This is a genomic window from Virgibacillus halotolerans (assembly GCF_016908515.1).
Taxonomy (GTDB): Bacteria; Bacillota; Bacilli; order Bacillales; family Amphibacillaceae; genus Virgibacillus_M; species Virgibacillus_M halotolerans.
The window spans coordinates 61,835-74,723 of record NZ_JAFBEA010000011.1 but is presented as its reverse complement, the minus strand read 5'-3'; the positions used below and the strand labels follow the sequence as shown (position 1 = coordinate 74,723).

Here is a 12,889-nt window from a genome sequence, read left to right as displayed (position 1 = left end):
GGTATTTAATAACAGTTTCCCTTACAAATTTCTATGAACGCTATGGATACAAACGGATCACAAGAGAATTAAAGAAATTAAGATATGATATCAATCATAAAACATTCGAAACCTGAAAATAGTTAATAAACAATTAATCTAATGAAATATCATCCTCCTCCTTGAAATCATTTTTGTAAAGGTATTTTCTTATAATACTTTACATTTATCAGTAATTTTAAATAACCTTCTAGTAAGAGTAGCTCTTACTAGAAGGTTATTTGTCTTGTTTTCTCGGTAATGCCAAATTGCCCTGATGACCGGTATAGGAGAAACGAAATCTAGTTCAAACCGTTCGATATAATTATAAATCTGATCCGCTTGCTTGAGGAAGGCTTATTTTTTATTCGATATTTTTCTTTTGAAAAAATCAATCACCAAATGGGTTGTGGGATATATTTTTACCTTGATAACCAGCTGAGTTTGCAATGGTTTTGCAGTATCTGTTACATCCTTTAATTTGTAGCATCAACGATAAGCATCGTAGCAATGTCCAATGGGGCATACAAAAAGCCAAAACCTGTAACCTATTTATTCCTGTTCAACAGTATATCTAATTTGTTTGAAAGTAGTAATATCCCCAGATACTTTGTCATTATTTGTTTGCAACAATTGTACTTTTGGTTTGTAATCTGTTCGGAGTGCATCTTTGATATCGCCAATGTCTAACGTGTATACTTTATCATTCTCAATGGTGTCTTCAAAAATGGTTTTGTTCGCTACAGAAATAAAAGTGATTTTGTCCTCATTAATACCACTAACCTTAATTTCAATTTCATTATCTGCTGTAGTAATGGTTGGTGTAACTAATTCAATTGCCCCTTTCCCCGTATCTTGTTTTAAGGCTACTTCTACGGCACTTTGCTCTTCTTCAGTAAACAATTCCTCAGTCAAAGAACAGCCAGTTAAAATTTGTAACAGCATAATTGTAAATAGAATAAAGCTCATATGCTTCATTTCTTTTCCTCCTTATAAGTAATTATAATCTCATATATGGAATCCACACTTTATAGTTTATTGCTACATGCTGTTCGCCTTTTCATTGTCATTCTAAACCATTTTAATACTGATAAGCCTTTTTCTGTCCTGTTTATTCTTTACTTCAACGGAACTATTACTGCACGTTATTCATTCGTAATCAATTTGGAGGCTTTTCCGCTGTACATAATCGATAAATGATGCAAAGCCCTTGTGCAGCCGACATATAATAATTTGGTTGTTTGCTCCGTGCTCGGATAATGTGCTTCATCGACATCGATCATTAGTACGGAATCAAACTCTAATCCTTTTGATATATATACAGGCAATAAAGAGATTTGTCTTCCAATACTTCTTCGGTAAAATCGTCACCGAGGCATTCAGGTATAGAAGCTAAACGATCATATTGTTTGTTAATAATAGCTAATGTCTTGTTTTAGCAGTTAATTTTAAGGAAATATAGACTTATATAATCCTTGATGCATGCTACTAAATACATTATTACTAAAAATAATTTTACATTAAATGGAAAAACACGTCTAAAAAATAATATAATCATTATTTTTTAGACGTGTTTTTTTAGAACCTTCTTTACCTGAAATAAGCAGGTTAACATTTACCAATAAAAAACTGTAGCTAAGATAAAAAATACGGACCATAAAATAATGCCGACCAAAAGGAAAATGAGGAAGACTTTTAAAACGTCAATATGGATTCAATCGTAAACCAGAGGCAACAGTCCGTATAACCCCTGCTTCCAAACAGAAAGTGAAAACAGCGGGGGAGGCTAATTCTCTGATTAGGTTAAAAAAACACGGGAAGCCCCGTGTTTTATCTATTTCAAGTATTGTTTTACTTCTTCTATGGTTTGAAATTCATCTATTTGTTTGATAAGCGCTTCTAACGTATTAATTTCTTGCTCGCGCAGCTTATTCTTCATCTCTTCTGATATCGGAGCTATAAATTTTGTGATTAATTCAATGGCAGTGTTAGCTAATGCTGCTTTACCTTTTTGTAAGCCTTCTTCTATTCCTTCATTTCGAAAAATCTCTGCTAAGCTCATTGTCATTTCGCTCCCTTCTCTAGAGGTATTTCCTACATGTTCAATTATATCATAGTACTCCATTTTTGTAAGATGTTGATTGGCACTGAACACATAACGGAACAGCGTATCAAGGTACTCAGTTGCCATTTTCTGATCTGTTAATTGCTGTAGATAATCTACCGATCGATAGACGGAATTTAATACTACCCGTACATCTTTTTTCCGGATGTCACGGAACATCAGCAATATGATTCGCAACAATACATTAAGCTGCACTTCTTCGTCTTGATAGTATGATACATCGTAAAGAAAGTATTCATAATCGGGTACATATTTCTGCATTTCTGGAGGTAAATCTTTATAACCTTTCAATAGGTCACTGAATGAAGCAGCAGTCCATTTATTTTGACCATGATACAGAACAATAGGCATAATAAATGGTAACGTATCTATCTCTTCTTTTTCCCGTTTGGTCTTCCATATTTCCACCATATATTGCAGTAATTGCAGAGAAATATGGTAATCGACATAGCTTTTATGCTCGAATAGAAGGTACACATAGGCTGGTTTGTTATGAATTTTCGTTTGGAATAGTAAATCGGAGAAATATTCTTGAAGGTCATGACGGATAAAGCTGTCTTTCTGAGGTTGAATGTATGTCAGGTCAATCAGTTCACGAACGGAAGGTGGTAGAAAGTGAACGATAAAATCTTTCACTACTTCTACATTAGAAAATGTTGCTTTGAAGAATTTATCGTGTGGATTTTGCATCTCCAATGATATCAAGTCCTTTCATAGCTATAGTTTGATGACTTAATAGAATCTGTGCTCTATTATTATATTAACATAAGTGTCAGTGGCATACAAACGTATATTCGCAAAATGTTTAATAATCTTTTCTCCCCTTCCGTATGTATATCATCCTCATAACTGTAAAATCGATTCCTCTTTTTGAACCTAACAACATCACAGGTTTGGAAGTAGATAAAGCGTGCTCTTAAGCAAGACAAATCATGGCGCTTCATAAATCGTATCACAATTTGGGTGGGAAATTGTAGACCATTAGTAAAATTCATTGGTAGTTCAACAGTTAAAATGTGAAGCGTGACGATTTCTACATACATCCTGTGGAAAAGTAGCAGATGAAAATAATGAAGAGATGATTAATTGATCCACAGTTGGGCCACAGATAATTGAATAAGTCTTTTGTGTAATGAACAGATACAAGGAACTAGACTGTTCTTGTAAAAAGATGTGAAGTGTGTTGACTAAATCAGCAAGAAAGTGATACAATAATAAAAAACCGACCGTCGGTTTATTTTGTTGGTCTGGATTGGAGGATTGTTATTATGAAACAACAGGAAAAAGCCAAAAAATCAAAAGGAAATATATTAAATGCTGCAGTAAAATTGTTTTCTGAACAAGGATATGATGCTACTTCTTTACAAGATATTATGAAAGAAACACAAATGTCTAAAGGAGCAATATATCATCACTTCAAGGGTAAACAAGAAATTTTACAAACTCTTACAGAAGAAGCACATAATTGTGTCAGAGATTATTTTGAGGAAGTAAAGAATAACCATGAACTCTCTACTAAGGAAAAAATTCTAAAAATCATAAGTTATTTTGGGAATAATTCAATCCAAAATAACTTAATCGAAAATAGATGGGTTGAAAAAGTTCCCTATGCCTTATTAGATACATTACGAGGTACAATGAAAAATCTTTCTCCGATTCTTGCAGAAATTTTTCAACAAGGAATTGAAAAAAATGAAATAAAGTGTGATCATCCAACTTTTGCAGCAGAAGTAATTTTAATACTCGCTGATGTCTGGTTAGATCCTATTTTATTTAAATGGAAATTAGAAGAACTCGAATTACGTTCAGATTATGTATTTGGTATTATAAATCAATTAGTTCCTGGTTTGATTAATCAAAAAGACATGAAGTTTATGAAAAATACACTTCTTAAGCTTTCTAAATAATTATTTTAAAGATGAATATGGAGGTTGAACATGAATAATATTATAAAACTTGAAAATGTTTTTAAAAGATATGTGTCAGGAGATACTGAAATATTAGCTTTAAGAGATGTAAGTTTTAGTATTGGTAAAGGAGAATTTATAATTATTCTTGGGGCAAGTGGAGCTGGAAAAACTACCATATTGAATCTTCTTGGAGGAATGGATTTTGTTTCCGAGGGTTCAATATTTGTTGAAGATGAGGAAATTAATAAATATAACGAAAGAGAGTTAACTTTTTTTCGAAGGAATAAAATTGGATTTGTTTTTCAGTTCTATAATTTGATTCCCAATTTAAATGCATTAGAAAATGTACAGTTTGCCAGTTCTTATAACAAAGATAAGTTTGATGCAAAAGAAATATTATCAAGAGTTGGTTTAGGAGAACGTCTTAATAATTTTCCAACTCAATTATCAGGTGGAGAGCAGCAAAGAGTTGCTATAGCAAGAGCGGTTGCCAAAAATCCAACTTTGTTATTGTGCGATGAACCGACAGGGGCTCTTGATTATAAAACTGGTAAAGAAGTATTGAAGCTTTTATCACAAGTGAACCAAGATTATGACAAGACAGTAATTGTCATTACACATAATATAGCCCTTGCAGACATGGCTGATAAGGTAATCAAGGTAAAGAGTGGAGAAGTTGAAGAAATATATAGGAATCATCATAAGAAAGATATTGATGATATTGAATGGTAGGTGATCAGAGCTATGAAGTTTTTGATAAAAAAATTCAGAAAAGATATTTTAGAAAATATTGGTCAATTTACGGCTATCTCTCTTGTGATTTCTATTGGAATTGCGTTCTTTGTCGGACTTACTTATTCTTACGATACAATTAATGAATCTATCAATGATTATTATCAAGAAGCAAATCTAGCCGATATGTCTGTTTCTTTCTTAGACTTAAGTAAAGACGATATTGATACCATTAAGGAATTTGAAGAGGTAAAAGAAGTACAAGGAAGATTCCTCCTTGAAGGAAGAATATCTTCAGATGACACGATTACCCTGCAGTCTTATTCTAATGATAATTATATGAATATTCCTACTATAATAGAAGGAGATTACCCTGAGACAGGTGATCAAATTATTTTAGATAGTGAATATGTGTCGAGCAATAATATTAAAATTGGAGATCATATAACTGTAAGTATTGGAAATGAACAAGTTGATGATGAGCTTACTGTTTCAGGCGTTTTTAAAAGTGCAGAATATATTTACTATACGGATGATAATACTATACCTGTTCCCAATCATTCTAGTTATGCGGTAGGGATAGTAGAGGCTAATTTCTTTGAAGAACTTGGGATTAACTATACTCAAGCTTTGATAAATTTAACAAGCAAAGCTGACGATAGTGAACTTATTGATAAAATAGACTCTGAACTTTCAACTTATCTTCAGTCAACTGCCAAAGAACAAAATGTAAGTTATGAAATGGTATCCAGTAAATTAGAATCTGTAAAGAATTTAAGTGTTATTTTACCAATTGTTTTTATTGCTTTGGCTGCTATTATAACATCTATAAGTATGTCTAGACAAATTGAGAACCAACGTGAACAAATTTCTGTGATGAGAGCATTTGGAATTTCAAAACTAGATATAAGTGTTAGTTTTTTACAATACCCTTTATTTACAGCTTTAATAGGTACGATAGTAGGGACAACAATAGGTATAGTTTTATTTCCAAAAGTATTAATTTCTACACTCTCTGTTTTATTTGTATTCCCTTCTTTAAGTTCGGTAACATACATCCATTTGTCCATTATTGGCTTTCTAGTAGCTTTAATTGCTGGTGCTATTGCAACAGGAATGGCGTGCAGGAAAATTCTAAAGGAAATTCCAGCACAGGGTATGAGGCCTTTACCGCCTAAAAAAGCAAAAAACTCTATTGTGGAAAGAAATCAATTTATCTGGAATAAGATACCTTATACGTATAGAATGATTTTCAGAAATATTTCTATGAATAAAAAAAGATTCTGGTTAAGTTCTTTAGGTATTATATTTTGTGTGAGTATTATGATCGCTTCTATTGGAATAAAATATGCTTTTAATCAGATTGTGGACACAGAATTTGATTTAAATCGAAGTTATGATGTTACTGCCACTTTAAATGAGCCTTCCTTTGAAGATAAAGATTTTAAGCATAAGGATACTGTAGATGCAGCCGATTTATTTAGCGTATCTCCAGTAACCTATGACAACAAAAATACAGTCTTAAACATTGTCAATGAAGATACACAATCTAATCATTTATATAATAGAAGTGGAGAAGAAATTAAAATAAATGATAGTGGTATATATGTGTCAGAAAAATTTGCTGAAGAAAACTCTATAGGAAAAGGAGATATGATTGAACTAGGCTTTAACTCTCCTGTTATAGAAAATAAAAATATTGAAGTGGAGATATTAGATGTATATAAAAGTTATACAAATCAAGGATTCTATGGAACATTTGAACTACTAGACGAACATGATATTAATTACCCAGTTATGAGCATTCATTTAACTACAAGTGATGACGTGGAGATTTTAAAAGAAAAGTTGGATGATGATTCACAATTCTCACATGTTACTGTAAAAGATACACAAAAAAATGAATATCTAAATGCTTCCAGCTCAATAGATTCCCTAGTCCTTATTATGATCGTTGCCTCTATATTACTTGCATTTACAGTGATTTATAATATTAGTTCTATTAATATCTTTGAAAAAAGAAGGGATATTGCAACGGAGAAAGTACTAGGTTTAACTTTAAAAGAAATAAATCGTGTAATCTTTGTTGAAAATATTTTTCTAGTTGTATTTTCATCCATATTTGGAATATTACTTAGCTACCCAATGTATATTATTCTATGTGAATTTATCGCTTCAGACGAAATGGCTTTCCCACATTCACTTAATTTAATGAGTATACCTATAGCGATTCTACTTACATTAGTTTCAACTTTAACAACCAATAGTTTCTTAAAACTGAAGGTTAAAAGAATCGACATGGTTGAATCGTTAAAAGGGGTAGAATAGTTTTTCTTTATTTAAGAATGTTATTAGTGTGCTCAACTGATTTAGTTCAGTTGAGTTTTTTTGTCTTTACGAAATAAAAGTAATTGTAAAGGAAAGATTATACGAAAACAGAGGATGGCAAACAGATTATTTAAATGTATCTTTTCTTTAGAAGGACCAAGCAGGCTGATCATGAAATTGCTCAAGACGAATTGTTCATCTTAAATCCTCATGATTCGCACCGACAACTATCGGTTACAGACGAAAAGTTTATTATTGAGATGAATGCTGATTTATTTCAGGCGAAACCTTTTTCTAAAATGTTATTATTTTAGTCGCATAAATTATCTTAAATGGCCAATCTGTTTAATTGAGAATTGTTATCATTTGATGTATATTAGATAGTAACGATTCATATCATTGAATAAGGAGAAGATATAATGCAAATATACTGGACAAAGATAAATAAGATTATTGAAGAAACACCAGAGATAAAAACGTACCTAGTCGACTGTCCGGAAGGCCTTACATGGGAAGAAGGGGCCCACATCCACTTGGGACTGGAAGGTTTTAACGCAGGAGAGAAACCAAACCGTAGCTTGGTTCGCCATATGTCAATTTCCACTTTACCACACGAAAATTCAATCGGCATCACAACACGCATCAAAGAGCAGTGCTCTGAGTTTAAATCGATTCTAAGAACGCTTGAAGTCGGTAGTGAAGTTGCGATATTTAAAATCCATTCGAATGTACCGCTTAAAAGAGAAGACAAAAATGTTTACCTGCTGTCATCAGGTGTCGGTCTGGCAACTTTCAGACCGCTTGTACTTGATTATTTCGAACGCGCTGACAACGTCAATCAAATTCATTCCCTGAACGTCGATTCATCAAAAGACTTCTTATTCACTAATATTTTTGAATCCGCGTCTGACAAGAAGTTCACATCACAGTTCGTTGATAACCGTAAAGACTACTATGAAGAAGTGAAAAATCTTGCTGCAGACAAGGATGGACTCTTCTATGTTGTCGGCAGTGACGAATTCCTCGTGCAGAACATTGAAGTACTGCGTGAACAGGGGATCAAGCCAGAACAGATTATGCTCGACAAGCGTGAACAACAACTACCTGAGTTTTTATCATTTGATTTGCCAATTTAAGCGAGACAAGTAAAGTATTGGGGTGTAAGGTGTTTTTAATCAAACTTTATTCCAAAGCCACAGCAACGAATCAAAGTGAGCATAAAAAGTACTTCTGATTTTTATAGAAGTACTTTTTGGTATTTCCTTCCGTATATAAGCGCTAGTATACACTAAAGTAAATGATGACATCACTCCTAACATAGGGGGCGGGCCTTCAGTTTCGTTTACTTTTCTAATCGGCCGTAGAATGATTTTTGCTTAATTTATTGGGCAAAAACAAAGCAAAGATTAAGGAGATTACCGTAAAAATTGTTGTCCACATAAATGTATGGTTAAACGCGGTATTTATAGCAGTAATACCCATTGCATTTAGTGAACTCAATTGACTTTGTAAAATTATTGCAAGTATAGAAGCTCCAAAAGCTCCTCCAATTTGTTGAAGGATACGTGTCATACTGCTTGCATGAGGTATATCTTCTTTGCTTAATCCGATATAAACGCTTGCCATAATTGAAATCATTATGCCTCCAAGTCCTGCACCACGCAAAATAAGCGTCAAAGAAATTAATAGTATAGATGTATCTGCATTGCTAAAAATGAATGGTATTGTACCAAGTATGGTGAGAATAGTACTCAAAAATACAACCCATCGCGACCCAATTGTATCTGTCAGCTTACCTGCTAACGAGCGAGTAAGCAGCATTCCTATACCTTGGGGTATCAATAAAAGCCCTGCAATAAGAACACTGGCCCCCCGTACTTGTTGGAAGTAAAGTGGCAGCAAAAGCATTCCTCCAAAAGTAGTTAATCCTAATAGAAATAGAAGGCACGAAGAAGCTGTAAAAGAACGACTTTTAAAAAGCAGGATATTAATAATTGCATTGCTTTGCTTTTTTAAAGCATGCATACAGAAAAGAATCAGGATTATGATTCCAACCCCAATTGGGATCATGACATGTTGATTAAAGAATCCATTATAGTCACTAACTACAGTAAGTCCGTAAATAATTAAAATGATTGGAGGTGTAAGCAGCAACAATCCAATCACATCTAATTTTTGCGTCTTTTTGGGCGCGCTGTCTTTTGGTAAATGCCAGATTGCTAGAATCAAAGCAACAGCGACTATTGGAATATTTACATAAAAAATCCATCTCCAATTAAGCGCGTTAATAATGATACCTCCTAAAACAGGACCTAGAATAGGCCCAAGCAATACGGGCAAGCCTACGATAGCCATCAGTTTTCCTAACTTTTCTCCGCCAGTAGCCCGGACTACCATTGTTTGCATAATCGGCATCATCAATCCGCCTCCAAGCCCTTGGATAGCTCTAAATAAGATAAGACTTTCGATACTCCAAGCTAAACTGGATAAAATGGAGCCTATTAAAAATAAACTTAAGGCAAATATCCATATATTTTTATCTCCAAAACGGTCTAGCAACCATCCTGAAACAGGAATGATGGCACCAAGTGCAATTAAATAACTGGTCATCACCCATTGAACCATTGAAACAGGTGCATCTAAAGCATTGCCTAGCGTGTCGATGGCTACATTCATAATGGTTGTATCAAATAAAGGGGCTAACATCCCAATAAGTAAGATCCAAACTATTTTCAAAACAGCTGGATCAATTTTTTCGTTTGAATTGCTATTCTTGATTGCTTTATCCATTTTAACACTCCTTTTTTAGATATAAGATACTGTGGGTTTCCTATATGAGAATATGTTACAATAAAAATATAAGATACGCAAGGTATTTTATTTCGAATGTATAAATGAAAAAGGAGTAACAAAAGATGAATACGAGAAGAAGAGGCGAAGAACTGGAAGAGGCGATTCTTCAAACTGCGTGGGAAGAACTCGTGAATGTTGGCTATCAAAGCTTTACGATTGAAGAAGTTGCTATCAAGGCAAAAACAAGTAAACCGGTTATCTACCGAAGATGGGCGAATCGAGAGGAGCTTGTATTAGCTGCTATTCAGAAAAATATGCCAAAACCGGTGGGCGACATTCCTGATACTGGTGATATAAGAAGTGACGTTATCATCGTAATGAAACGACTAAACGATACCTTGTCCAAAATTGGGGCAGAGACCCTGCATGGTTTAATGTCTGTACTTGTTGATATTCCGTTTTCTGAGATATTAAATATGAGGAGAACAAATACAATGGAGACTATCATAAAACGCGCAATAGGGCGAGGAGAAATCAAGGAAGAAAAGATTTCTGAGCGGATAGTGAAACTTCCCATTGATCTGATTAGACATGAGTTTTTAACCACATATGAGCCTGTAACAGAGAAGACAATTTCTGAAATTGTAGATGATGTATTTCTGCCTCTAATTAAATAGTATGACGATTAAATTTATCTTTAAGGAAGTCAAATCCGATCTATCTGTTATATCCATATTGGGAAGTTCCTCAAATAAATAGCCAAGATATTGGAATGGACTCAGTCCATTCCAATATCTTGGCTTGTTTTACTTTTCATCTATTTGCTCTGTCTGGATCGTCCATGCAGCCTTGTTCCTGTAATCTCTGTTGTTTGAAGCATAAAAACCGAAGTAAACGATATACTCATCTGCACTGTCAAGCATGGATAAAGCAATTTTATGATTTGCTTCTTCACCAGGTTCTAATGTTATTGTATTCGTAGGGTTATCTTGATCGATATCGCCATTCTCATCGAGAGCCCAGCTACCTAGTCCGAGTCGGTCTCCTTTCGTCACTTCGTCATTTATAATAGCTGATTCATCTGAACTTGAACCTACATCCGGTTTCTCTACTTCTAGGTGACCGTCTCCGAGATTTTCAAATGTGAAATCGGCAATCAGGTAAAATTTATCACCGTCCCGTGTCTCAGAGCCGACATCTTGTGTCTTTTCGACACTGTTTAGCGTTGCTGCAAGCGGAAGGCCTTCCGACTGTGTTATGGCATAACCTTTGTCCCCGATCTCCAGATCCATCTGATCTTCTAGTTCAATCGGGTCAGCATCCGCATCTTTGATTACTTCCTCGGGAATGTTTGCACTTACTTTCTGATCTTCACTATCGTTTACAGAATCACTTGCATTGTCGAAGGCATCACTATCATTGCTGTCATCACTACATGCCGCTAATAGAAATCCGCTTACTATTAGAATGGAAATCATCATGTACTTTTTCAATACGTTTCACCTCATAATTATTTTATTATGTATAAATGTAATATTAGCATAACAACCTCATTACTTCTATATGTTTTTATTGTAGAAACCCTTCGATGAGTATCATTTAGGCCGATGGCAAGAAGGATGTTCCTGTACGAAGAGAATTACATACAGAAGAAATAAAGGATGTTGTTGAAGCATTTAGAAAGGCTGGACTGCGGCTAAATGTCGAATTGCAGTCGATCTTCCGCCATAGATTATACTTACTTATTTAAATGAACCTTGACATAAGGTTCTTTTTTTATACCCTTTTATCTTAAATTAGAATAATATTAGATTCCGATTAATAGAATGGATATATCATAATGATTACGATTAAGGAATTGTTTGTATTCCCATCCCGAATGGTATTTCTTTTAAAAAGGATGCTAAAAAGTCGTAGCAGGATATTGGCATAAATACTTATTATAAATGAAGAAATTTATGGGGGGACAAATAAAATGAATCACAGATTACATTCACTATTATTCGATGTTACCGGTATGTTTGTCATCATGATTGTTCTTTTTCTCATTTCCACCAGCCAACCACTTGGACAAATCTTATCTGTACACATACCAAATTCCATGCAACAACTTAACACTATTTTTCTCAGTCTTTTGATAGAGGCGCTTCCTTTCGTGCTAATAGGAGTCCTGATTGCAGGGTTTATTCAAATTTTTATAACCGAAGAAATGATTAGGCGATGGATTCCAGCTAATCGATATCTTGCTGTGTTGATGAGTTGTGTGATTGGCGGTCTATTTCCCGCCTGTGAGTGTGGCATTGTACCAATTATGCGTCGTCTGGTTTCAAAGGGTGTACCTATTCATGCAGCAGTTGGATTTATGTTAACGGGGCCTTTAATCAATCCAATCGTCATTTTATCCACTTATATGGCATTCGGAAATGACTTAAAAATGGCGGGATTACGAATGGGAGCAGGCTTTGTTGCGGCGCTAGTTATCTCACTTATTATTAGTTACTTCTATAAATCCAACCAATTAATAGATGGGAATCATGTACATGCCCATAGTCATACCGATCGAAAGAAACCTTTCTCCCATAAATTGGGGGAAATGATGAATCATTCGATTGACGAGTTTTTTGATATGGGAAAATACTTGTTTATCGGCGCATTCGTAGCGGCATTTGTTCAAACCTATGTAGCGGCATCCTCCCTTTTTATATTTGGTGACGGGTTCATTGGTTCGACTGTTGTCATGATGGGACTGGCTTACTTCCTTTCTTTATGCTCGGAAGCTGATGCTTTTATTGGTGCTTCATTCAGCCACATTTTTCCTTCCGCTTCCGTTCTAGCATTTTTGGTTTATGGCCCAATGATCGATTTGAAAAATACATTTATGCTCCTTGGGGTGTTCAAAACAAAGTTTGTAATGGTGCTGTTGATATTCATAACGCTGGTAGTATTTTTATCTACCTATATTGTTAGTTTGTTGGGATGGTGA

At 34.4% G+C, this 12,889-nt stretch carries 10 protein-coding genes and 1 pseudogene; 6 read left to right on the top strand and 5 right to left on the bottom strand.

All coding sequences use genetic code 11. From position 1 onward, the window contains the following. Window positions 1-570: 570 nt before the first annotated feature. From JOC34_RS18920 to JOC34_RS18910, 3 genes and pseudogenes are all read right to left on the bottom strand, one after another. Window positions 571-996, bottom strand: coding sequence for a hypothetical protein (locus JOC34_RS18920; RefSeq protein WP_205138356.1), 426 nt, complete (start codon window positions 994-996; stop codon window positions 571-573). Window positions 997-1,163: 167 nt separating this feature from the next. Then, window positions 1,164-1,355: pseudogene (locus JOC34_RS18915) on the bottom strand (ATP-binding domain-containing protein); the annotation flags it as partial. A 497-nt stretch (window positions 1,356-1,852) separates the two neighbouring features. Continuing rightward, the gene (locus tag JOC34_RS18910; RefSeq protein ID WP_239544602.1) at window positions 1,853-2,833 is read right to left on the bottom strand and encodes an Rpn family recombination-promoting nuclease/putative transposase; all 981 of its coding nucleotides are present in this window, start codon (window positions 2,831-2,833) and stop codon (window positions 1,853-1,855) included. A gap of 578 nt (window positions 2,834-3,411) precedes the next feature. On the opposite strand from JOC34_RS18910, the gene JOC34_RS18905 reads away from it, so the two are divergent. The 4 genes from JOC34_RS18905 to JOC34_RS18890 all read left to right on the top strand — a co-directional run bounded on the left by JOC34_RS18905 (window position 3,412) and on the right by JOC34_RS18890 (window position 8,249). Beyond that, on the top strand, window positions 3,412-4,050 hold the full coding sequence (locus tag JOC34_RS18905) for a TetR/AcrR family transcriptional regulator (RefSeq protein ID WP_205138355.1): 639 nt from the start codon (window positions 3,412-3,414) through the stop codon (window positions 4,048-4,050). Window positions 4,051-4,080: 30 nt separating this feature from the next. Then, a complete protein-coding gene (locus JOC34_RS18900) occupies window positions 4,081-4,785 on the top strand; it encodes an ABC transporter ATP-binding protein (protein WP_205138354.1) in 705 nt (234 codons plus the stop codon). Window positions 4,786-4,797: 12 nt separating this feature from the next. Then, on the top strand, window positions 4,798-7,113 hold the full coding sequence (locus JOC34_RS18895; protein WP_205138353.1) for an ABC transporter permease: 2,316 nt from the start codon (window positions 4,798-4,800) through the stop codon (window positions 7,111-7,113). Between the two features lie 419 nt (window positions 7,114-7,532). After that, on the top strand, window positions 7,533-8,249 hold the full coding sequence (locus JOC34_RS18890) for a ferredoxin reductase domain-containing protein (protein WP_205138352.1): 717 nt from the start codon (window positions 7,533-7,535) through the stop codon (window positions 8,247-8,249). Window positions 8,250-8,463: 214 nt separating this feature from the next. Here the strand turns inward: JOC34_RS18890 and JOC34_RS18885 are convergent, their stop codons facing one another. After that, on the bottom strand, window positions 8,464-9,903 hold the full coding sequence (locus tag JOC34_RS18885; protein WP_205138351.1) for an MDR family MFS transporter: 1,440 nt from the start codon (window positions 9,901-9,903) through the stop codon (window positions 8,464-8,466). A gap of 125 nt (window positions 9,904-10,028) precedes the next feature. Here JOC34_RS18885 and JOC34_RS18880 point away from each other — a divergent pair, with 125 nt between their 5' ends. Beyond that, entirely contained in the window at window positions 10,029-10,583 is a 555-nt protein-coding gene (locus JOC34_RS18880) for a TetR/AcrR family transcriptional regulator (protein WP_205138350.1), read from the top strand. 129 nt (window positions 10,584-10,712) lie between these two features. Here JOC34_RS18880 and JOC34_RS18875 read toward each other — a convergent pair whose 3' ends face one another. Next, complete coding sequence (locus tag JOC34_RS18875; RefSeq protein ID WP_205138349.1) at window positions 10,713-11,399, bottom strand: hypothetical protein; 687 nt, start codon at window positions 11,397-11,399, stop codon at window positions 10,713-10,715. A 482-nt stretch (window positions 11,400-11,881) separates the two neighbouring features. On the opposite strand from JOC34_RS18875, the gene JOC34_RS18870 reads away from it, so the two are divergent. Next, entirely contained in the window at window positions 11,882-12,889 is a 1,008-nt protein-coding gene (locus JOC34_RS18870; protein WP_205138348.1) for a permease, read from the top strand.

Excerpts from the sequence above, each read along its gene's own strand:
- JOC34_RS18920 (WP_205138356.1), bottom strand. The coding sequence starts at position 996 with ATGAAGCATATGAGCTTTATTCTATTTACAATTATGCTGTTACAAATT.
- JOC34_RS18910 (WP_239544602.1), bottom strand. The coding sequence starts at position 2,833 with ATGCAAAATCCACACGATAAATTCTTCAAAGCAACATTTTCTAATGTA.
- JOC34_RS18905 (WP_205138355.1), top strand. The coding sequence starts at position 3,412 with ATGAAACAACAGGAAAAAGCCAAAAAATCAAAAGGAAATATATTAAAT.
- JOC34_RS18900 (WP_205138354.1), top strand. The coding sequence starts at position 4,081 with ATGAATAATATTATAAAACTTGAAAATGTTTTTAAAAGATATGTGTCA.
- JOC34_RS18895 (WP_205138353.1), top strand. The coding sequence starts at position 4,798 with ATGAAGTTTTTGATAAAAAAATTCAGAAAAGATATTTTAGAAAATATT.
- JOC34_RS18890 (WP_205138352.1), top strand. The coding sequence starts at position 7,533 with ATGCAAATATACTGGACAAAGATAAATAAGATTATTGAAGAAACACCA.
- JOC34_RS18885 (WP_205138351.1), bottom strand. The coding sequence starts at position 9,903 with ATGGATAAAGCAATCAAGAATAGCAATTCAAACGAAAAAATTGATCCA.
- JOC34_RS18880 (WP_205138350.1), top strand. The coding sequence starts at position 10,029 with ATGAATACGAGAAGAAGAGGCGAAGAACTGGAAGAGGCGATTCTTCAA.
- JOC34_RS18870 (WP_205138348.1), top strand. The coding sequence starts at position 11,882 with ATGAATCACAGATTACATTCACTATTATTCGATGTTACCGGTATGTTT.